Here is a 20,525-nt window from a genome sequence, read left to right as displayed (position 1 = left end):
CGAACAGTTTTCTGCCCGGACTTTCTCGCTCAATCATAAATCAATTCCGCTTTCACAATCTCCTCTGCCTGTGCCTTGCAAGCGTTCATCTGCCGCACCCATTCCATTTGGTTTTTGGCTTTTAGTTGCTCGGTCACGCCGTTTTGCTCTGCCAGTGACCGCACGATCAGCTCCATGCGGTTTCGTGCCGCTTCGTCAATCTCGGCGCAATGCTCAAAGAGCTTGTCGGATAGCACCAGCTCATTGAACAGTATCGGGCGGTGCATTTCCAGATACGCCTTGCGAAGTCTGCCATAGTGACCGATGGGCTTGGTCTTGCGGATAACGATGTTCGGGATAAGATAATCGCCGTTCCGTGTGTAAGTGATATTCATGCTGTTTGTACTCCTTTCATCGGCTCTCTCTGTGGTAAACTGCTGACCGGGACGAACACGCCCTTTGCAATGTCCTCTGCACGAATGGCGGCTTTCTTGGCTTCGATTTCCGCCTTTTTCCTCTCCTTGATTTTGTCCTCGTATCGCTTCTGCGCTCCGCTGGCTTTCCGCTTCAAGTAGTTCTGATGAAGCCTGTCCTTGCGTTCCTCACGCTTGCGGATTTCCTCTAATTCCTCCGGGGTAAGCTCCGCTTCTCCAAACGCCGGGGGAACGAATCGCCCAACAAAATTGAAGTAAATCTCGACCTCCTGTGTGGTCTGTATACTGCCTTTACGGTCACGCTCATGCACAAGGATTTTCTCGATAAACTCGTTGAGCATAGCAATGGTCAGCTTGTCGAAGTTCTCATACTTGTCAATCAGAGCGATAAAACGGTCAGCGTCCTTTTCGTGCTTCTCATAGCTCTTGACTGCCTTTTCCAGAGCAGAGATTTCAGCGGTAAGCTCGGTCTGCTCCTTTTCGTATTGAGCGTCCAGAGTGGCGTATCTGCTGTCGGACAGCTTTCCTAAAATGTTGTCCTCATAGATTTTACAGAGCAGGACTTCCAGTTCGGACACTCTCTGCTTTGCGGTGGCAAGGCGTATCCGCTGTTTCTTAACCTCTGCTGTCTGCTGGCTGGACTGCGCTTCCTGTACCACTCGGACAAACTCGGCTCGGTCATGCTTCGCATACTCGGCAATGGCTTTGAGCATTTCGGAAACAAGGGACAGTACCACATCTTCATTGATACGGTGCTGGGTCTTGCAGAGCTTTCCAACTGGGACTTTGCTGTATTGGGAACAGGTATATTGAGAAATACGCTTGCCGTTGTTGGTACGGTGGACATACATCTTGCCGCCGCAATCGGCACAATAAAGCAAGCCTGTGAGGGGAGCTGCTTCGCCCCAGCCGTCCGGGTAGCGTCTGACATTCCCACGGATTTTCTGCACAAGGTCAAAGGTCTGCTGGTCAATGATAGGCTCATGGGTATTCTCGAAAATTGTCCATTCGTCCTCCGGGACATAATGGCTTTTCTTGTCCTTGAAGTGCTTTCGGGTCTTGAAATTGATGGTGTGTCCCAGATATTCACGCTTTTCAAGAATGTTGCAGATGGTGGAAGAACCCCAGCCGTACATATCTTTGAAAGTCTTGTTTTTGTTCACGCCCTCGCCGTGTTGGGCAAGGTAAGCAGACGGAATAAGCACCTTTTCCGATTTCAGTTTACTGGCGATCTGATACGGACCGTAGCCGTCAATCGTCATGGCAAAGATGCGCTTGACCACATCAGCGGCTTCGGGGTCAACCAACCATTGGTCTCTGGCTTCGTTCCAGAGATAGCCGTAAATAACCGTGCCTGTGAGGTGCTTGCCGGACTTGCCTTTGGATTGAAAAGTGGAACGGATTTTACGGCTGGTGTCTCTGGCGTAGTATTCGTTCATAATGTTGCGGAAAGGGGTAAAATCATCGTCCCCTCTGGCGCTGTCCACGCCGTCATTGATGGCGATAAGGCGCACGCCACGCTGACGCAGGATTTCCATAATCTGACCGACTTTCAGATAGTCACGACCCATGCGGCTCATGTCCTTGATACACAGGTACTCCACATTCCCGGCTTCCACTTCTTTCATCATTGCCAAAAATCCGGGACGGTCAAAGCAAGTACCACTAATGCCATCGTCCGTGAAATGGACAATGTTCGTAAACCCCTGCCGTGCGGCGAACTCCTCCAACATAGCCTTTTGATTGGAAATGGAATTGCTCTCACGCTGCTGGTCATCATCTTTGCCAAAGTCATCACGGCTCAATCGTTCATACAGAGCAGTGATTTTCTCGTTTTTTCTCATAACTTGCGCTCCTTTCTTCGGTTTTAGGTTGTGTGTTCTAAGAGACTTCCCAACCGCTTGATTAAGAAGTCTTTTAGAGCATACAACACCCGCCGCCAGTTTGTATTTTTTGTACTGCTTGACTGCAAAATGTTCCGGGTCTTTTTCTTCCAGACGTTCAAACATGAGGTCAACCGGGTTCTGGAAATCCTCGTCGTCCTCGCGGGCTTCCGACGCATTTATCATTTCAAGCAGCGTCGTGAAGTTCTTCTCGTCCTCTGGGGCTTCATACCAGATATAGCCGATTAGTGCGGTGTAGTAGAGCTTTTCCGCTTTCACCCAGAAATCCTCGCCGGATTTTTCCCCGTCGCCTTTGGTGTTGGCGATAATGGTATTGACTAATTTCAAAATGTCCTTTTCGCTCCGCAGATAGGCAAAGGGATTGTATTTCATGGATTTTTTGAAGTTAATCGTATTTAGCACTTTGATACGGTATTTGTACCGCTGCAACATTTTCCCGGTTTCCAAAATCAGTGTTCCTTTCGGGTCAGTGACGATATACGACGTTGGAAAATCCTTTGACGTACATTGCATGAGCGACGGTTTCACAAAGAACCGGGTCTTGCCGCTGCCGGAACCGCCGATTACAAGAATATTTTTGTTTCTTGCGTATTTCGGCTGCTTCGGGCGGCTGTTCATGGTGAGCCGTTCCGTCTGCGTTAAGGGGATATTGTTCTCAAATACCGGGTCTGTGTACGGCTTTATGTCGTCAGCCCCGCCCCAACGCGCCGAACCGTATTCTGTCCCGCGGCGGTATTTCTTCGCGTTCTTGCCTTTGGTGTAGATAATCAGCCGGACAATGACCGCCCCCGCAATGCCGATAAGTAAGTCTGCCGGGTGGAAGCTCGGCGCGATACTGGAAAAGGCGGTGGTAAAACCGTCCCCAAGATGTAGCAGCTTTGCGCTTGCGTCCGCGCCGGGGGATAGACGGACAGCCGCGCCCACTTTATCAAAGAGCCAGACAAAGAGCAGATACGGGAGATTTAGGATAAGCAGCTTCTTGATTTCCGGCTTCATAGCGATACCTCCCTGTCCTTGTTCTTGACCTTTGCCCGTTCCGCGTTCTTGCCCTGTGCGGCTTCTTTGAGCGTAGAGAGCAGCTTTCGGATAGAGGGCTTTTTCTCCTGTGTCAGCTTCTTTGCGGAAAACTCCTTAAAGGCTGCGGTCAGCACGTCCGCGTCCCGCCCCTTGAAAAAAACCAGATAGCGGGGCGGGCTTTCCGTTGCGTCCTTTTTCAGCGCAAAGTCGATACCGTACTTTTTCGCCGTACTCTCAAAGGCTTTGATATTGCCCTCGGTAATCTCAATGTTGGAAACGCCCGCGTTCTGCTTCATAAGCTGCTTTAAGCTCTGCTTTCCCTGTGGCGGTTTTGCAAGCTGCTTTTTGCCCTTTGACAGTATGGCTTTCATTGCCTTTTGGAGCGTCTGGGCGGTCAGCTTCCCGGTCTTGATGTAAAGGGCTATGGTCTTTTCGTTTACTTCGTCCTGCAATTCCTCGCGTCCTCCTTTCGCGTTTCTTTATGGGGCGGCGGTCAGATACGCACCCGCAGCCCGTTCAAGTCCTCGGCTCTGATACCCACAAGATACCAGTTGTCGCCGTACTCAATCCGGGTCGGCTTCCACTTGCCCCGCACGAATACGTCAAAGCACTCACCGCAATGCAAGCCCCCGTAGTAGCTGTTTAAGTCAAAGCGAATGTCGTAACGGTCGGTGCGCTCGTCAAATACCAATGCTCCTGTCATTTTCTGTGCCATAATAAAATCCTCCTTTTGTTGTTTTACAGGCTTTCGCCCGGTTTGAATGAATAATAGTCCGGGTCGCCGTACTGCGGCTTCTTCGGTGACAGTGCGCCGCTTGCCATGTCATGGGCGACAAGGGAAGTGTAATAATTGCCGATAGTGGACGGGGCGTTGAAAAGGGCTGCTTTCAGATATTGCTTGATGTTGCGGATTTTCGTTGTGTTCTCCCGCATACAGTCAAGCACAAAGCGGATATGCTCGCCGTCCAGTTTCATAAACTTAGATTTCACAAGCTCTGCCGGGTAGTCGTCCCCCGCAATCCGTACCCGCTTTCTGGCGGTGCATACGGTTTCAAGCATGAGGTCTACAATCTCGTCCAGCCTGTCCCCGTCAAACTTCATGTCCTGTTTGAGAATGTGGTAGTCGATATTGTCCTTGATGATTTCCCGGTATATATCAACTGCGCTCTGTGCTGCCGCTTCCGTTCCTTTCCGTTCCGGCGGCGTAGCCGCTTCTCTGCAAGGAGAGGGGTTAGGGGAAAGGATAGGAATGGAATGGGTACTTGATAAATCTGTATTTGATTTTTCTTTTTTTGGTAAGTCAGTTCTTTGTATATCTTTATTTAATTGCGTTGGATTTTCCAACGTAGGTTTTTCCAATGTTGGTTTTTCCTGCGTTGGATTATCCAATGTTGGATTTTCCAATGTAGGTAAATCCGGCGTAGGCGGCTGCGGCTGCTCGAATATCACATAGTCCGCGCCCCGCAAGCGTCCTTTCTCGTCGCGCTCCCTTGACCGAACGATATACCCGGCGCGTTCAAGCTCCTTAATGGCTTCGCGGATAGCGTCTATCTTCTCCCGGTTGATAAGGGATAAGCCTTTCAAGGTGTAGTCCCAATCTTCGGGGAGTGACAGCATTTGCGACAACAGCCCTTTTGCCTTTAAGGAAAGCTCCTTGTTGCGTAGGTGGTGGTTGCTCATTACGGTGTAGCCCTTGTTCCGTTCCACTCTGAAAACTGCCATAGTAAATCACTCCTTTTGCTGTGGATTTGTTACGCAGTAGAAGCGCGGTTTCGGGGGATAAGGTATAAATCCCTTGCCGCGCCAGATACGCGCCCGCAAAATCGCTTGTAGCAAGGCTTTTTCTGCCCCTACTGCGTAACAAAGGGCATAAAAAAGCGGCGTTCCTGTTCTCCCATGTAGAGAGTAAGAAACGCCGCTTCTGCGTCGTATTCAGTTTTTAGTACAATACCCTGCTTGTCCGTCGCTCGAAAAACCTTGATTTTCCAGTGTTTTCAAAAGTATCGTTATCTAACGTCAGCTTTTGAGCGTCCCGCCTGGAAACAACTTATTGCAGACATCGAAGCAGGCAAAGTTGCTCATGTCATTGTAAAAGATATGAGCAGGGCGGGGCGTGACTATCTGCAAACAGGCTTTTACACGGAGGTATTCTTCCGTCAGCATCATGTTCACTTTGTGGCGATTGCCAACAGCGTGGACAGCGACGATCAGAACAGCAATGAGTTTGCCCCGTTCCTCAACATTATGAACGAGTGGTATCTTCGTGATTTGAGCCGCAAGCAGAAAACAGCAATCCGTGTGAAAGGCGAATCCGGCAAGCCTACCACCAACTGTGCCATTTATGGCTACAAGAAAATGCCTGGAGATAAGTACAGTTGGTATATCGACGAGGAAGCCGCTGCGGTTGTCCGCCGTATTTTCCGGCTGACCATCGAGGGAAACGGTCCTTATGACATCGCCCGTATTCTCTATGACGATAAGGTGGAAACTCCTGCGGTCTACGCCGCAAAGCAGGGGCGTGGCGTTTGGAAAAGCAAAGAGGAATTTCCCAACCCTTATAACTGGAGTGGTTATATCGTTGGGCAGATTCTCTCCAAGCCCGAATATATGGGGCATACGGTCAACTTCCGTTCTCACAAGCAGTCCTACAAGGACAAAAATCCGGTTATGAATCCGCAGGAGGACTGGCTAATTTTTGAGAACACCCACGAAGCGATTGTAGATAAGGAAATGTGGGAGCTTGCACAGAAACTGCGAAAGACACCGAGACGCCACGATACGCTTGGCGAAGCCAATCCGCTGACTGGACTTCTGTTCTGCGCTGACTGCGGAGCGAAAATGACCAATCACCGTTCCAAAGGCGGTACGGAGAACAATCCCTATCCCTCTGATTTTTACGATTGCTCCGCCTACACGCTGGCACATCAAAAGCGCACTCATGCTTGCAGCGGTCACTATATTCGGACAAAAGCGGTCAGAGAGCTTGTTTTGGAAACCATCCGAACAGCCAGCACCTTTGCCATCGCCAATCAGGATGAGTTTATGAAAAAGGTGCGTTCTGCTTCTCAAATCAGACAGGCGGAAGTCGCAAAGGATACCAAACGCAGGTTGAACAAAGACCGTAGGCGTATTGCCGAGCTTGATACCATTATCAAAAAGCTCTACGAATCTTTTGCCATTGGGCGCATTACCGATGAACGCTTTGATACTCTGCTTGCAGAATACGAAGCGGAACAGAAAGCTCTTGTCACATCTGTATCGGAGGCAGAATCGCATCTGTCCTCTTTTGAGGAAGATACTGACCGTGCGGCGCAGTTCCATTCACTGGCAAAGAAGTACACCGACTTTTCCGAATTGACAACCCCGATGATCAATGAGTTTATTGAAAAAATCATTGTCCACGCCCCGGAAAAGATTGACGGGGATCGGGTGCAGGAGGTTGAGATTTATCTGAAATTTATCGGACGGTTTGAACTGCCCGGACCGGAGCTGACACCGGAGGAGATCAAGCGGCAGGAACAGCTTCGCAGACACCGCATCAAGAGTCGGGAACGCTACCAAAAAATCAAGGCTGGTGAACACGCAGTTGGTCAGCCATTTAAGCTAATCTGTAAATGCTGCGGTGAAGAATTTGAATCCAAGCGGTCAAATACTCTGTTTTGCAGTCCGAAGTGCCGTACTAAATTTTACCGGCAGGAAGCGGCGGAAAACCGAAAGCGGGAATGTGTCTGTGAGAACTGCGGAAAAACTTTTACCGCTACACGGAAAGATGTAAAATACTGCTGTGATGATTGCAGAGCAAACGCAAACCGCAGGATGCAGAAAGAACGCAATGCTGCGAAGCAAATAAAAGAGAACGAACCAGTATTGCTTGATAACCCGCCTATTAAAGAAAATGGACAAGAACAGAAAACCGCATAATAAATGACGCTGAAGGCGACTTGTGAGAATAAAATCTCATGAGCCGCCTTCTTTGCGTTTTCAGCCGGATACGGCAGAAAGGAATAAAATTTATGACAGAAAATGAAAAGAAGCTTTTGCAGGCGAAGCATAGATTGGAAGAAGCACAGATGCGTGACCGGCAGAAAGAGCGCAAAGCACGGACACGGCGGCTGATTCAGGAAGGTGCGATTTTGGAGAAAGCATTACCGCAGACAACACAGATGACTTTGGAACAGTTGGAGGTTTTTTTGTGCGAAGTATTCAAACCAATACGATGATTTTTATGAGCGACCGGCTATCGGTCGCTTTTTCTTTTTCCCGAAGGGCGCACTTACTCACCACCTGCAAAGCAGGCGGTAGTATCCCTCCCGTTGGTCGGGCTCGTGCGCTCTTCACAAAGCGTCTTTCAGCCGCTTTTCCAGAGGGGGCAGGCAATGTCGCAAGCGAACATTCCCTGTGCAGCCGGCTCTATATTTTGCACTATCAGCAAAACGATGAGGTGGCATATTGCCACCCCATCCCGCCGCCTGCCTGCGAAAACCTGCCACCGGCAGCTTTTACGCAGTTATAGGTATCGCATTTCCGGCGACACCCATTTTCTCTTTTCAAAAGAGAAACAGAAAGAAAGGACGGTGAAAACAAATGGCAATCTATCATCTGGAAGCAAAAGTAGTCAGCCGTGGTACAGGAAGAAGTGCTGTCGCAGCTTCCGCTTATCTGAGTTGTTCTAAAATTCTCAATGATTATGATGGGGTGCAGCATGACTACACTCGCAAGAAAGGACTGGTCTGGCAGGAAGTATTCCTACCAGAGTTCGCTCCGTCAGAATGGAAAGAACGGGGCGTGCTTTGGAACGCCGTAGAAGAAAACGAAAAGACAAAAGACAGTCGCCTTGCCCGTGAATTTGTGGTTGCTCTACCGATTGAGTTGAGCGAAGCACAGTGGGAAAAGCTACTGTCCGATTTTATTTCTGGCACCTTTGTAGCTGATGGGATGTGTGCAGATGTGGCAATTCACGATCCACACCCTCCCGGTCACAATCCCCATGCCCATATTATGCTGACAGTGCGCCCGTTAGATGAAAAAGGGAACTGGCAATATAAGACGCAGAAAGAATATCTCTGTGTGAAAAATGGAGAGGAACAAGGTTTTACTGCGGATGAGTTTAAGGCAGCACAGACAGAGGGATGGGAAAAGCAATACCAGTATAAGGTTGGAAAGAAAAAGGTTTATATGACTGCTTCTGCTGCTGAAGCAAAAGGCTATGAACGGGTATCGAAATATCCCAAAAGCACGAAATACGGAAGGCAGAATCCCATTGCCGAGCGTTGGAATAGCGAAGAACAACTTGTTTTATGGAGAGCAGCGTGGGCTGATGTGACGAACCGCCATTTGGAGACTGCCGGACACGAAGAACGTATCGACCACCGCAGCCATGCAGATCGTGGCTTGACCGAACAGCCCACCATTCACGAGGGTGTGGTTGCAAGAGCATTGGAGAAAAAGGGGATTGTTTCTGACCGCTGTGAGTTGAATCGTCAGATTAAGGCAGACAATGCCCTTCTACGGGAATTGAAAACGACAGTGAAAAAGCTGATGCAGGCAGTCAAAGTATCTATTCCTGCGCTTGCGGAAGCAATGGAGTCCTTGCGGGCAAACATGGTTATTTTCCGCTATCAAATCCGCTATGCCGGTTTTGGAAAACACAAATTATCGGAAAAACTGAATGTGCTGAAGCCCGATCTGGAGCGCTATACCTTACTGGTACAGCAGATTAAAAATAAGACCAAAGAACGGAAAACGCTGCTTACAGAAAAGAAAGCGACACCATTTTATCAGTTTGTTGCTCATAATGATTTGGCAAAACAGATTGCCGAACTGACAGAGGACTTGGAAGAACTGAAATCCGAAAAGACGATGCTCCTCAGTTCATTTGATTGTAGTGAGGATACCGGAATTGCTGAGGTCAAAAAGAGTATTGCGGCTATGGAGGAAAATTTGAAGCGTCTGACAAAGCAGGAAGAAAAATATGCTGCCGAGTTGGAAGATGCCTTAAAGCAGTATGCCGAGCTGAAAGAACAGGCTGTCGGTATAGATGCCGCTGAGCTGATAGAAGCACGGCTTGCTGTCCGTGAGGAAAAGGAACACTCTGCCGTTGAAAAAGTGAAATCTGCCTATAGCGAGAAATACGATCCGATGCTGATGCACGACAGCAAGCGTGATGTGGCAAATCTACTCCATGAGGAGGCGGAAGTACGATCTGTGCGGGAGTTCGTTCGTCAGAAGCAGCAACAGCAAGCACAGCAAAAGCAGAACAAAAAGAAACGTCGAGACAGTTGGGAACGATAAAATTTCAGCGGGAGTGCATTTGGAACGATGTACTCCCTTTCCAAAAAGCAATCTGCTAATTATGTGAATACAATTTTACTTCTTCTTAATTTCAATCAAAAATCCCTTTCCCTGTTTTAATTCCTTCTATGCTACTCTTGTAAGCACAAAAGGAGGAGTTGACTATGACAACCTTAATAAAATCCATTCATAAATACGAAGACAAATTTGAGAAGAAGGCGGAACGCTTTACTTTTCATCATCCATATTTTGCATTTTTTGCTCTGTTTATTGGGATGCCCATTTTTACTTTGATTGCTGTTGCGGCAGGCACCACAGTGATTGCCTTGCCGCTTTCCCTTATTTTCGGTTGGGTCTAACATCTTTATGGCAACTTTATGGCAAGTAAAAAAGACTTTTACCGACTTTATGAGAAAGAGATTAAGATAATGGGGAAATCAGATTAGAGGAGGGAATAAAAATGCTTGATATTTGGATGCTGCTTCTTTTAGGTGCTTGCTGTGGATCGATTGCATTGTTGATTCATTGGTGTCAGAAACAGGTCGATCAAAACGAATAGGAAGGAGATTGTTTTTATGATGTATGTACTTGGAGGCATTGTCCTCTTAATGGGTGGCTATTTGGTGTACGCATTGGTTCACCCGGAAAAATTCTAATATGTAAAGGAGGAAAAAGCGATGCTTCAACTTGTGTTGACGATTCTCATTTATTTGATTATGGTCATTCCGGTAGGCAGCTATTTATATCATATTGCCGCCGGAAAACATACCTTTGCCGATCCGGTATTGAATCGTGTGGATGATGTGATTTATAAGATAAGCGGCATTGACCCACACAAAAAGATGGATTGGAAAAAATATGCCCTGGCTTTGCTTGGTACAAACGCAGTTATGATTTTACTGGGGTATATGATTTTGAGGATTCAAAGTATTCCCATTTTCAATCCCAACGGTGTAGGAGCTATGGAGGAATCCTTATCGTTTAATACGATTATTAGCTTTATGACAAATACTAACCTTCAGCATTATTCAGGGGAATCCGGTCTGAGTTATCTCTCCCAGATGCTGGTCATTACCTTTATGATGTTTGTTTCCGCAGCCAGCGGATATGCTGCCTGTGTTGCTTTTATCCGTGGGTTGGCTGGAAAAAGCAAAAATAACGTAGGAAACTTTTATTCGGATCTGGTCCGGATCATCACTCGTGTACTGCTTCCGTTTTCCATCATTGGCGGTTTGCTTCTTGTCTGGCAGGGTGTTCCGCAGAACTTCAGCGGCAATGTGATTGTAGATACCATTGAGGGTGCCAAACAGATTATCGCACAGGGTCCGGTCGCTGCTCTGGAAATTATCAAACATTTGGGAACCAATGGCGGCGGATTTATCGGTGCAAACTCTGCTACACCTATAGAAAATCCTACGATTCTTACCAACCTGATTGAGTTGTATTCCATGATGCTGCTTCCCGGCGCTTGTGTAATCACATTCGGTAAAATGGTTCGTGACCGCAAATGTGAGGCACAGGCAGGCAGTACAGCTTTTACAGTTCGCAGCGGCGTAGATTCCCGCAGTTTTACTGCCCGTTTCTTTGGTAGGGAGGGCAGAACCATTTTTGCTGCGATGAGTATTCTTTTTGTGATTGGTCTGGGCATTTGCTTCTGGGCAGAATCTCAAGGAAATCCAGCATTGGCAGAAGCTGGATTGTCTCAGTCGATGGGAAGTATGGAAGGCAAGGAGGTTCGGTTTGGCGTTGCACAATCAGCAATGTTTACAACTACGACTACCTCTTTTACTACCGGTACAGTCAATAATATGCATGATACCCTAACACCACTGGGCGGTATGATCCCACTTTTGCACATGATGCTCAATGTGGTGTTCGGCGGTAAAGGTGTCGGTTTAATGAACATGATCATGTATGCAATTTTAGCAGTCTTTATCTGTGGCTTGATGATCGGACGGACACCGGAATATCTGGGTAAAAAAATTGAAGGCCGTGAAATGAAGCTCACTGCCCTTTGTATCATTATCCATCCGTTTTTGATTTTGGCATTTTCCGCTTTAGCGGTAGGGACACAGGCTGGTTTGGAAGGCATTACGAATCCTGGCTTTCATGGACTGTCCCAGGTGCTTTATGAATTTTCTTCATCAGCAGCCAATAATGGCTCCGGCTTTGAAGGACTGGCAGACAACACCATATTCTGGAATATTACAACCGGTCTTGCCATGTTCTTTGGACGATATTTGTCCATTGTGATCCAGCTTGCGATTGCAGGTTCGTTTATGAAGAAAAAATTTGTAAATGACTCCGTCGGTTCCCTGCATACAGATACGGCTACATTTCCGATTATTCTTGTCGTTGTCGTTTATATTTTTGCGGCGCTGACATTTTTCCCGGTGCTGGCTCTCGGTCCGATTGCAGAGCATCTGACACTATGGGCGTAAGGAGGCAAAACGAATATGAGTAAAAAACAAACAAAAAAATTGATAACGCCGGAAATCTTCCATCAGGCGGTCATCGGTTCCTTTGTAAAGCTGAATCCACGATATATGATGAAAAATCCGGTGATGTTCGTGGTGGAAGTAGGATGCTTTATCACCCTGCTGCTTTCTTTCCTTCCTGGTTTGTTTGGCGATATAGCAACCAGCAATCTCAGGGTATATAACATCATTGTCTGCGTGGTGTTGTTTGTGACCGTATTGTTCGCCAACTTCGCCGAATCTGTGGCTGAAGGCCGAGGCAAGGCACAGGCGGCAAGCCTGAAAAAGACGCAAAAAGATACCACGGCGCATCTGCTCGGTTCGGACGGTTCTACAACAGACATCCGATCCAGCGAGCTGAAAAAGAATGATGTCGTTCTGGTTTCTGCCGGTGAAATTATCCCCGGTGATGGTGAGGTAATCGAAGGAGTCGCTTCTGTGGATGAATCCGCTATTACAGGTGAATCGGCTCCGGTTGTCAGAGAGTCCGGCGGAGACTTTTGCTCCGTTACCGGAGGTACAACCGTGGTTTCAGACTGGTTGAAAATCCGCATTACTTCTGATCCCGGCAACAGCTTTCTGGACCGTATGATTGCACTGGTAGAAGGTGCTTCCCGAAAAAAAACACCCAACGAGATTGCACTCAATACCTTACTGGTTTCTTTGACGATTATCTTTTTAATTGTGATTGTTACCCTTTATCCGATGGCAGTATATTCCGGCGTTCAGCTTCAGATTTCCACGCTGATTGCCCTGGCTGTTTGCCTGATCCCTACGACCATTGGCGGTTTGCTTTCCGCTATCGGGATTGCAGGTATGGATCGAGTGACTCGCTTCAATGTAATCGCCATGTCCGGTAAAGCAGTAGAAGCCTGCGGTGATGTGGATACCATGATTCTTGATAAAACTGGTACGATTACCTACGGAAACCGTCTGGCGGCCGATTTCTTCCCAGTGGAAGGTGCAGACCGCAGCGAGCTGATTCGCTGTGCGGCGCTGACCTGCCTTCATGATGACACACCGGAGGGAAAATCTACGCTGGAACTTGCTCGCCGTATGGGTGACAACAGCACGGAAACACCCGGTTCTAACTTTATCGAGTTTACCGCACAAACCCGTATGAGCGGTGTGGATATTCCTAACGGAACAAAAATCCGAAAAGGTGCGGCGGAAGCAATAGAGAATTATGTAAAAGAACAGGGTGGGCATATTCCCCAAAATTTACGAGAAGAAGTGGAAAAAATTTCTTCTCTTGGAGGAACGCCCCTGACAGTCTGTGAAAATAATCGTATTTTAGGAGTTATTTATCTGAAAGATACGGTAAAAGCGGGAATGGCGGAACGATTTGAACGGCTGAGAGCCATTGGTATCAAGACAATTATGTGTACCGGAGATAATCCGCTGACTGCCGCCACTATTGCAAAGGAAGCCGGTGTTGATGGTTTTATCGCAGAATGTAAGCCGGAGGATAAGATAGAAGTTATTAAGAAAGAGCAGGCTGAAGGAAAAATCGTGGCTATGACCGGAGATGGTACAAACGATGCTCCGGCACTGGCACAGGCGAATGTAGGACTCGCCATGAACAGTGGTACAACAGCGGCAAAAGAGGCTGCCAATATGGTGGATTTGGATTCCGATCCTACAAAAATTCTGGAAGTCGTGGAGATTGGTAAGCAGCTTCTGATTACAAGGGGAAGCTTAACTACCTTTTCCATTGCCAATGATATAGCAAAGTATTTTGCTATTATTCCGGCGATGTTTATGATGGCGATCCCTGAATTAGGGGTTCTTAATATCATGCATTTGGCTACGCCATACAGCGCCATCCTCTCCGCTTTGATTTTCAATGCGATTATCATACCGTGTCTGATCCCACTGGCAATGAAAGGCGTAAAATATCGTCCCATGTCTTCAGGGAAAATGCTGTTGCGGAATATGATGATTTTTGGTGTTGGCGGTGTCATTACACCTTTTGTGGGTATTAAGTTAATTGATATGATCATTCACCCATTGTTGGCACTGCTGGGACTGTAATAGGAGGTTGATTATTCATGAAAGAGAATATAAAAGGAATGTTGCATTATATAAGGCAAGCCTTTGGTGTATCTCTGGTGCTGATGTTGGTTTGCGGACTGCTTTTTCCGCTTTTACTTTCCGACCTTTCTGCGATTCTTTTCCCGCATCAGGCTGAAGGCAGTTTGATAGAGATAAACGGTAAGGCAGTGGCAGCAGAGAATGTAGGGCAGGAATTTACAGAAGATTATTATTTGTGGAGCCGACCGTCTGCTTACCATTACAATGTATACATAGAAAATGCGGACGGAACTCAAACTTATCAGGACGGAACGGAATTTTCCGGAATTGGTTCCGGCTCTAATAACTATGCGCCGTCTAATCCCGAGCTTGTAGAACGAGTGGAAGCAGATATGGCATTTTTTCTGGAAAAAAATCCGGATGTAAAGCCGGAGGATATTCCTACTGACTTGCTGACGGCTTCCGGCTCCGGTCTTGACCCTCATATTTCTCCAAAGGCAGCTGAAATCCAGATTCCTCGTATTGTAGCTGCTTCTGGGTTGGAGGAAGATCAGGTGCGTAAAATCATAGAGAATCATACTACCAGTAAGCTGTTAGGAGTATTTGGAGAGGAAACTGTGAATGTAGTAAAAGTGAATATTGAACTTGGTACAGCAATGGGATTGCTTCAAAACTGAAAAGGAGGCAGGATAAGATGTTAAAACAAGTAGGTTCACTGATGTTAAAACTGATGGCAATGGTATTGACGGTAATGTTTGTAATAATCTTAAAACTTGTCTGCTTTGCTCCTGATATTTTTTCACAGGTAGCAGGAAATGTCATATAATATAGAGAAGTTAAAAGGCAGGAAAAATCTTTTCCTGCCCTTTATACAATCTTAATGCGTTTCAATGTTTACTCATACACATTTTATAAAAATAAAGATAAAATGAAAGAAATACAGGTGGCTTTGAGGTCTTTGCAGCTGCGAAAGAAGGAAAGAAATGAAAGAAATTATTTTAATAGGTGCAGTCATGGCAATGTTTGCCTTTGGTTTTTATATCATGGATAAGGTAGATCATTTCTTAAACGATAATTACAGTCGGCTGGAAGTGATGGAACACACCTCTGCCCTTCGTATAGCTATGGAGGATTCTTCCATAGCTGCTTCTTTATCCGATTTGCTGGAAGAATTTTCTAAAAGAAATCCGGATTGCGATATATATTTCATGACTGGAAATATACATGAGATACAGGAAGGCTTGACAGAAAATAATTTTGATTTAGGATTTGTTGCAGCGGATTGTCAGGAAATTCAAAAGGAAGAATACTCGTCTGCACTTATTATGTTGAAGCGCAATTCTTTAAGTACATTCGTAATTGACATTCCTATTAATCCGATTGATACAACTCCGATTATGATAAAAGTATTATGGAAAAGAGATCTATATAAACGGGAATTAAATCAGTTTGTCGAACTGTTAAAGCAATATGATAAATTCTGTGATGCAATCGCTTAGAATTTAGCTGGTTTGAAAAAAAGACCGTTATATTGTACAATCTTTATGCAATCTTAATGTCTGTATTCAGATTCTTTTTGCAACTTAATGGGATATAGGCCAAACTAATGTAATGATAAGAGGTGAGAACTTGTGAGTGAGAATAATCTTATGGCTGATAAACTTTTGAAAGCGATTCAAGAGGAAGAACGAGATAAAACCAGAGGACGTTTGAAAATATTTTTTGGATATGCCGCCGGAGTTGGGAAAACCTATGCTATGCTGAAAGCGGCTCATGAGGCAAAGCAGCGTGGAATTGATGTGATTGTCGGATATATCGAACCTCATGCACGACCAAAAACAGCTGCTCTTTTGCATGGTCTGGAAGTGCTTCCGAGTAAAAGTGTTCCATACAACGGGATTACCCTCCGGGAATTTGATATTGATGCAGCCCTTCAAAGAAAGCCGCAGTTGATTCTTGTAGATGAGCTGGCTCATACAAATGCCGACGGCAGCCGCCATGCAAAACGCTATCAGGATATAAAAGAGCTGTTATATGCCGGAATTGATGTGTATACTACAGTTAATGTACAACATATCGAAAGTCTGAATGATATGGTTGCTTCTATTACCGGCGTTTTTGTGCGTGAACGCATCCCTGACTCCATTTTCGATCAGGCTGATCAGGTAGAGCTTGTGGATATTGAACCTCAGGAGCTGATCGAACGGTTGAAAGAGGGAAATGTTTATCGGGAATCCCAGGCAAAGCGGGCAGTAAATAACTTTTTTACTGTAGAAAATTTAACAGCCCTTCGGGAAATTGCACTGCGCCGCTGTGCAGATCGGGTAAATATCCTGACTGAAAACAGCAGAATCAAAAGTCATGGTGATTATCATACCGATGAGCATATTCTTGTGTGTCTTTCTTCCTCTCCCTCCAACGCAAAATTAATCCGGACTGCCGCAAGAATGGCAAATGCTTTCCGCAGTGATTTTACGGCATTATTTGTAGAAACACCAGCTTTTTCTGCTATGAAAGCGGAAGATAAAAAAAGACTTCGGGATAATGTGCATCTTGCCAGACAATTAGGGGCAAAGATAGAAACTGTATATGGCGATGATATTCCCTTACAAATTGCAGAATTTGCGAGACTTTCCGGTGTATCAAAAATTGTGATCGGACGAAGTGTAGCTGCGAAAAAGCATTTATTCAGCAAACCTACACTGACAGAAAAGCTGATTGCCCATGCCCCCAATTTAGATGTGCATATTATTCCAGACACAACTTCTGCCCCTGTTTCCTACTATGCAAAAAAAGCAAAGGGAATCAGGCATCTGGTATTTTCTCCAGCCGATCTTGCAAAAAGTATCGGTATTTTGATTGCTGCAACCGGCATCGGGTTTCTGTTTCAAAAATTAGGGTTTGCCGAAGCTAATATCATTACGGTGTATGTCCTGGGAGTGCTGCTTACTTCGGTTATCACAACACACCGGATTTACAGCCTGATTTCTTCCATTGTGAGCGTATTGGTATTTAATTTTTTGTTTACTGTTCCGAGATATTCATTGGAAGCATACGATCAGGGATATCCTGTTACCTTTATTATCATGTTCCTTGCGGCATTCCTGACAGGTTCCCTTGCCACACAGCTTAAGAATCATGCAAAACAATCCGCACAGGCTGCATATCGTACCAAGGTTTTATTTGACACGAATCAGATTTTGCAGCAGGAAAAAAATCAGGAGGATATTATTTCCGCCACATCAAGGCAGCTTGTCAAGCTGCTTGGGAGGGGGATTGTGTTTTATCCTGTAGAAAATGGCTTGCTTGGAGAAGCACGTACTTTTTCACCGGACGGGAATGTCTTGGATAACAGCTTCCTATCTGTAAATGAAAAAGGGGTGGCAAAGTGGGTTTTGAAAAACAACAAACATGCAGGTGCTACCACAGATACACTTTCTGATGCAAAATGCCTTTATCTTGCTGTACGGATTATGGACAGAGTGTACGGTGTGGTGGGAATCGTCATTGGCGAACAGCCTCTGGATGCTTTTGAGAACAGCATTTTGCTTTCGATTCTTGGTGAGTGTGCAATGTCACTGGAAAATGAGAAAAACGCCAGAGAGAAAGAGGAAGCGGCAATTCTTGCCAGAAATGAACAGCTTCGGGCAAATCTTCTACGGGCGATTTCCCATGACCTTCGCACTCCCCTGACTTCTATTTCCGGCAATGCCAGCAATCTTTTGTCAAACGGAAAATCCTTTGACGAAGATACCAAGCTCCAGCTATACACCGATATTTACGACGATTCCATGTGGTTGATTAATCTTGTGGAAAATCTTCTCGCCGTTACTCGGATAGAGGAAGGGCGGCTGAATATTCGTGCGTCTGCAAATTTGATAGATGAAGTAATTGCGGAGGCATTGCACCATGTAAATCGTAAAAGTGTAGAGCATTGCATTACGGTAAAACATGAAGAAGATTTTATCCTTGCTAAAATAGACGCCAGACTGATCGTTCAGGTCATTATCAATATTGTAGACAATGCCATTAAGTATACTCCAAAAGGCTCGCATATTCAGATAAAAACAAGGAAGCAAGACGAGCATGTAATTGTTACTGTAGCAGATGATGGGGAAGGAATTCCAGATGAGCTGAAACCGAAAGTGTTCGATATGTTTTATAGTGGTGCGAATAAGATTGCAGACAGCCGGCGTAGCTTAGGATTGGGACTGTCGTTGTGCAAATCGATTATCCATGCACATGGCGGTACGATTTCTGTTTCCGATAACATACCACATGGAACAGTGTTTACATTCACATTACCTGCTGAGGAGGCACAAATACATGAATAAACCACTCATTTTAGTTGTGGAAGATGATTCTTCCGTGAAAAATTTGATTACAACCACATTGAAGGCACATGATTACCGGCATCTAACGGCTCCCAATGGGAAGGCTGCAATTTTAGAAGCATCTTCCCACAATCCGGATATTGTACTTTTGGATTTGGGATTACCGGACATAGACGGCGTGGATGTGATCAAAAAAATCAGAACATGGTCTAATATGCCAATTATTGTCATTAGCGCAAGGAGCGAAGATACCGATAAGATAGATGCTTTGGATGCTGGTGCAGATGATTATCTTACAAAACCATTTTCTGTGGAGGAGCTATTGGCTCGCCTTCGTGTTACCCAACGGAGAATTGCAATGATGGAAAGCGAATCTTCGGCAGGTGCAGCAGTCTTTTCCAATGGACAGCTTCGGATTGATTATGCCGCTGGATGTGCTTACTTGAATGAGCAGGAATTACATTTGACACCAATCGAGTATAAACTGTTGTGTATCCTTTCTCAAAATGTAGGAAAGGTTCTGACCCACACCTACATTACACAAAAAATATGGGGGCACAGCTGGGAAAATGATATTGCTTCTCTTCGAGTCTTTATGGCGACTCTTCGTAAGAAAATAGAAACAACCCCTGAGTCCCCCCAATATATTCAGACACATATCGGTGTTGGTTATCGAATGCTGCGGGTAGAGTAAAGATTTGATTGTATATTCGGAAATGTCATTTATCATTCTGTTTGGATAAATGCAGTATTTTTACATCCTGAAAATTATTAAGGTGTCTCTTTGTGAGAAATAGACCAACATTAGAGAAGACCAGCGCTGAGATTGCATTATATCCATACGCTGGTCTTTTTTTATTGTAAATACAGAGATTTATGATAAAGGGTGCTGTATATAAAGCCTTCTAAAAAAAAAGTGTTTTTTTATCAGAAAATCACCTTGACAAATCTCGTCTCATAAGGATCTATGATTATTTTTTCATATTTAGGTTTCGGTTCTGTTGTTTGAATTTCTTTTGAAACAGCTGCTTTGTCTTGGCTTGCTAAAATTCTCTGATAGTACATCGTGTTGATCTGCCGTTCTAACTGTCGGACGCTCCACGCAGACTTTACACATTCCTCCATATAAAAGGTTCGTGCCTGTTCATCTGATACACGCATCAAAAGGCGGTAATGTGACCAACTCAATTCAAGACACAGTGTGTCTCGAATTGGGAATGTACAGTAGAACTGCCTCATCTTACGAAGATTTGATTTGTCAAAACCTTTTCCAAACTCAACAGTCAATTGAGCTGAAAGATAGTCCAACAAATTTTTTCCGTATGCCGCTCTGTCATTTTCTCCACACGCTTTATAAATCTGTTCCCCAATTTCCCAGTAGGTTATTACCATTGCGTAGTTCACCGCAGCACTTAACTTATGCTGTGCTGATACAATAGACTGGCGAATAGAATGATAGGTCTGTTCTGCATTTTGATTTATTTGCAAATTGTTATCCATTTTGTACCCTCCTCACTGTGGGTGCTATTAAAATATTGTACCACAAAAGGAGCTTCTTGTTCATCCTTTCATATCATTATTTTTCATGATATATTTTTTCCTTGAAAACTGGATGAAGGGGAGCAGAAATCCCAAATATAGAAAAATCCTGCGTTCCAGCAGTGGATCAGAGGATGGCCTGCGTGTTTCCGATATTCATGCCCGGAAAAACTTTCTAAAGACCAGAAGATACTGGATCACATGGATAGTGAGGAATCAAGCGCAAACGAATGCAGTGTTCCGCCAGCTTATAACAGCCTTCCGTGTGCCGGTGGCCGCAGGCTGTCCCCTGGCTTCCCCCGGTATAGCCGCAGTCCTCGTCATGGGCCGGATGATGCTCACAAAGTGTCTGCTTCTTCCCTGCCTCCGTCCTGGCCGCATATACCGTCGGCGCCGCCTGGGCGGCCACCAGGCTGAAGCACAGGGCTGCCGCCATTAAGGAGCGCAGTCCCCGCCGTTTTTTTTCATATTCCTCTTCCTCCTTATCGTTATTTTTCATCGCAAAAAGCCACCACA

Annotated in this window: 19 protein-coding genes; 12 read left to right on the top strand and 7 right to left on the bottom strand. The window is 45.6% G+C overall.

The annotated features are described in order from the left end of the window. Window positions 1-29 precede the first annotated feature (29 nt). Genes ACI6NM_RS15565 through ACI6NM_RS15545 form a run of 5 tightly spaced genes read right to left on the bottom strand, consistent with a single transcriptional unit; the run spans window position 30 to window position 5,056 of the window. Entirely contained in the window at window positions 30-374 is a 345-nt protein-coding gene (locus ACI6NM_RS15565; RefSeq protein ID WP_118285557.1) for a TnpV protein, read from the bottom strand. Further along, window positions 371-3,313, bottom strand: coding sequence for a DUF4368 domain-containing protein (locus ACI6NM_RS15560; RefSeq protein ID WP_256286975.1), 2,943 nt, complete (start codon window positions 3,311-3,313; stop codon window positions 371-373). Before ACI6NM_RS15560 ends, ACI6NM_RS15565 begins: the two co-directional genes overlap by 4 nt. Continuing rightward, window positions 3,310-3,786 (bottom strand): PcfB family protein, encoded by a 477-nt coding sequence (locus ACI6NM_RS15555; RefSeq protein ID WP_002569165.1) that lies wholly within the window; start codon window positions 3,784-3,786, stop codon window positions 3,310-3,312. The genes ACI6NM_RS15560 and ACI6NM_RS15555 overlap by 4 nt, the downstream gene beginning before the upstream one ends. A gap of 41 nt (window positions 3,787-3,827) precedes the next feature. Next, entirely contained in the window at window positions 3,828-4,049 is a 222-nt protein-coding gene (locus ACI6NM_RS15550; RefSeq protein WP_002569164.1) for a DUF5348 domain-containing protein, read from the bottom strand. A gap of 23 nt (window positions 4,050-4,072) precedes the next feature. Continuing rightward, window positions 4,073-5,056 carry a DUF6017 domain-containing protein gene (locus tag ACI6NM_RS15545; RefSeq protein ID WP_002569163.1) on the bottom strand — a complete coding sequence of 328 codons (984 nt, stop codon included), beginning with the start codon at window positions 5,054-5,056 and terminating at the stop codon, window positions 4,073-4,075. A 255-nt stretch (window positions 5,057-5,311) separates the two neighbouring features. Here ACI6NM_RS15545 and ACI6NM_RS15540 point away from each other — a divergent pair, with 255 nt between their 5' ends. The 12 genes from ACI6NM_RS15540 (at window position 5,312) to ACI6NM_RS15485 (ending at window position 19,164) form a co-directional block, all read left to right on the top strand. Continuing rightward, window positions 5,312-7,255 (top strand): DUF4368 domain-containing protein, encoded by a 1,944-nt coding sequence (locus ACI6NM_RS15540; RefSeq protein ID WP_262427284.1) that lies wholly within the window; start codon window positions 5,312-5,314, stop codon window positions 7,253-7,255. Between the two features lie 92 nt (window positions 7,256-7,347). Beyond that, a complete protein-coding gene (locus ACI6NM_RS15535) occupies window positions 7,348-7,554 on the top strand; it encodes a DUF3847 domain-containing protein (RefSeq protein ID WP_262427184.1) in 207 nt (68 codons plus the stop codon). A 364-nt stretch (window positions 7,555-7,918) separates the two neighbouring features. Then, window positions 7,919-9,625 carry a MobQ family relaxase gene (mobQ, locus tag ACI6NM_RS15530; protein ID WP_262427185.1) on the top strand — a complete coding sequence of 569 codons (1,707 nt, stop codon included), beginning with the start codon at window positions 7,919-7,921 and terminating at the stop codon, window positions 9,623-9,625. A gap of 164 nt (window positions 9,626-9,789) precedes the next feature. Then, complete coding sequence (locus tag ACI6NM_RS15525) at window positions 9,790-9,984, top strand: hypothetical protein (RefSeq protein WP_022116338.1); 195 nt, start codon at window positions 9,790-9,792, stop codon at window positions 9,982-9,984. A 216-nt stretch (window positions 9,985-10,200) separates the two neighbouring features. After that, window positions 10,201-10,281, top strand: a complete 81-nt coding sequence (locus ACI6NM_RS15520; protein ID WP_156352502.1) for a potassium-transporting ATPase subunit F — start codon at window positions 10,201-10,203, stop codon at window positions 10,279-10,281. Between the two features lie 21 nt (window positions 10,282-10,302). Continuing rightward, on the top strand, window positions 10,303-12,066 hold the full coding sequence (locus ACI6NM_RS15515; RefSeq protein ID WP_262427186.1) for a potassium-transporting ATPase subunit KdpA: 1,764 nt from the start codon (window positions 10,303-10,305) through the stop codon (window positions 12,064-12,066). A gap of 15 nt (window positions 12,067-12,081) precedes the next feature. Then, a complete protein-coding gene (kdpB, locus tag ACI6NM_RS15510) occupies window positions 12,082-14,136 on the top strand; it encodes a potassium-transporting ATPase subunit KdpB (protein WP_262427187.1) in 2,055 nt (684 codons plus the stop codon). Between the two features lie 17 nt (window positions 14,137-14,153). Beyond that, window positions 14,154-14,813: a potassium-transporting ATPase subunit KdpC gene (kdpC, locus tag ACI6NM_RS15505; protein ID WP_262427188.1), complete on the top strand. Its 660-nt coding sequence runs from the start codon at window positions 14,154-14,156 to the stop codon at window positions 14,811-14,813. 17 nt (window positions 14,814-14,830) lie between these two features. Continuing rightward, a complete protein-coding gene (locus ACI6NM_RS15500) occupies window positions 14,831-14,962 on the top strand; it encodes a hypothetical protein (RefSeq protein WP_262427189.1) in 132 nt (43 codons plus the stop codon). Window positions 14,963-15,119: 157 nt separating this feature from the next. Further along, window positions 15,120-15,635 (top strand): LysR substrate-binding domain-containing protein, encoded by a 516-nt coding sequence (locus ACI6NM_RS15495; protein WP_156352475.1) that lies wholly within the window; start codon window positions 15,120-15,122, stop codon window positions 15,633-15,635. Between the two features lie 150 nt (window positions 15,636-15,785). Beyond that, complete coding sequence (locus ACI6NM_RS15490; RefSeq protein WP_262427285.1) at window positions 15,786-18,470, top strand: ATP-binding protein; 2,685 nt, start codon at window positions 15,786-15,788, stop codon at window positions 18,468-18,470. Continuing rightward, window positions 18,463-19,164, top strand: coding sequence for a response regulator (locus tag ACI6NM_RS15485; RefSeq protein ID WP_262427190.1), 702 nt, complete (start codon window positions 18,463-18,465; stop codon window positions 19,162-19,164). The genes ACI6NM_RS15490 and ACI6NM_RS15485 overlap by 8 nt, the downstream gene beginning before the upstream one ends. A gap of 233 nt (window positions 19,165-19,397) precedes the next feature. Here ACI6NM_RS15485 and ACI6NM_RS15480 read toward each other — a convergent pair whose 3' ends face one another. Together ACI6NM_RS15480 and ACI6NM_RS15475 are read right to left on the bottom strand one after the other, a co-directional pair. After that, on the bottom strand, window positions 19,398-19,970 hold the full coding sequence (locus tag ACI6NM_RS15480; protein WP_262427191.1) for a DUF1016 N-terminal domain-containing protein: 573 nt from the start codon (window positions 19,968-19,970) through the stop codon (window positions 19,398-19,400). A gap of 214 nt (window positions 19,971-20,184) precedes the next feature. Beyond that, on the bottom strand, window positions 20,185-20,508 hold the full coding sequence (locus tag ACI6NM_RS15475) for a hypothetical protein (RefSeq protein ID WP_262427192.1): 324 nt from the start codon (window positions 20,506-20,508) through the stop codon (window positions 20,185-20,187). Between the last annotated feature and the right edge of the window lie 17 nt (window positions 20,509-20,525).

This window comes from Pilosibacter sp. YYHA0881 (assembly GCF_051602715.1).
In the GTDB taxonomy this organism is placed as follows: domain Bacteria; phylum Bacillota; class Clostridia; order Lachnospirales; family Lachnospiraceae; genus Alitiscatomonas; species Alitiscatomonas aceti.
This window is presented reverse-complemented; position numbering and strand designations above follow the sequence as displayed.

Bases quoted from the DNA above. Each gene is read 5' to 3' on its own strand.
- ACI6NM_RS15520 (WP_156352502.1), top strand. From the start codon at position 10,201: ATGATGTATGTACTTGGAGGCATTGTCCTCTTAATGGGTGGCTATTTG.
- ACI6NM_RS15550 (WP_002569164.1), bottom strand. From the start codon at position 4,049: ATGGCACAGAAAATGACAGGAGCATTGGTATTTGACGAGCGCACCGAC.
- ACI6NM_RS15525 (WP_022116338.1), top strand. From the start codon at position 9,790: ATGACAACCTTAATAAAATCCATTCATAAATACGAAGACAAATTTGAG.
- ACI6NM_RS15490 (WP_262427285.1), top strand. From the start codon at position 15,786: ATGGCTGATAAACTTTTGAAAGCGATTCAAGAGGAAGAACGAGATAAA.
- ACI6NM_RS15485 (WP_262427190.1), top strand. From the start codon at position 18,463: ATGAATAAACCACTCATTTTAGTTGTGGAAGATGATTCTTCCGTGAAA.
- ACI6NM_RS15545 (WP_002569163.1), bottom strand. From the start codon at position 5,056: ATGGCAGTTTTCAGAGTGGAACGGAACAAGGGCTACACCGTAATGAGC.
- ACI6NM_RS15480 (WP_262427191.1), bottom strand. From the start codon at position 19,970: ATGGATAACAATTTGCAAATAAATCAAAATGCAGAACAGACCTATCAT.
- ACI6NM_RS15565 (WP_118285557.1), bottom strand. From the start codon at position 374: ATGAATATCACTTACACACGGAACGGCGATTATCTTATCCCGAACATC.
- kdpB (WP_262427187.1), top strand. From the start codon at position 12,082: ATGAGTAAAAAACAAACAAAAAAATTGATAACGCCGGAAATCTTCCAT.
- ACI6NM_RS15535 (WP_262427184.1), top strand. From the start codon at position 7,348: ATGACAGAAAATGAAAAGAAGCTTTTGCAGGCGAAGCATAGATTGGAA.
- ACI6NM_RS15560 (WP_256286975.1), bottom strand. From the start codon at position 3,313: ATGAAGCCGGAAATCAAGAAGCTGCTTATCCTAAATCTCCCGTATCTG.
- ACI6NM_RS15500 (WP_262427189.1), top strand. From the start codon at position 14,831: ATGTTAAAACAAGTAGGTTCACTGATGTTAAAACTGATGGCAATGGTA.
- ACI6NM_RS15515 (WP_262427186.1), top strand. From the start codon at position 10,303: ATGCTTCAACTTGTGTTGACGATTCTCATTTATTTGATTATGGTCATT.
- ACI6NM_RS15475 (WP_262427192.1), bottom strand. From the start codon at position 20,508: ATGAAAAATAACGATAAGGAGGAAGAGGAATATGAAAAAAAACGGCGG.
- mobQ (WP_262427185.1), top strand. From the start codon at position 7,919: ATGGCAATCTATCATCTGGAAGCAAAAGTAGTCAGCCGTGGTACAGGA.
- kdpC (WP_262427188.1), top strand. From the start codon at position 14,154: ATGAAAGAGAATATAAAAGGAATGTTGCATTATATAAGGCAAGCCTTT.
- ACI6NM_RS15495 (WP_156352475.1), top strand. From the start codon at position 15,120: ATGAAAGAAATTATTTTAATAGGTGCAGTCATGGCAATGTTTGCCTTT.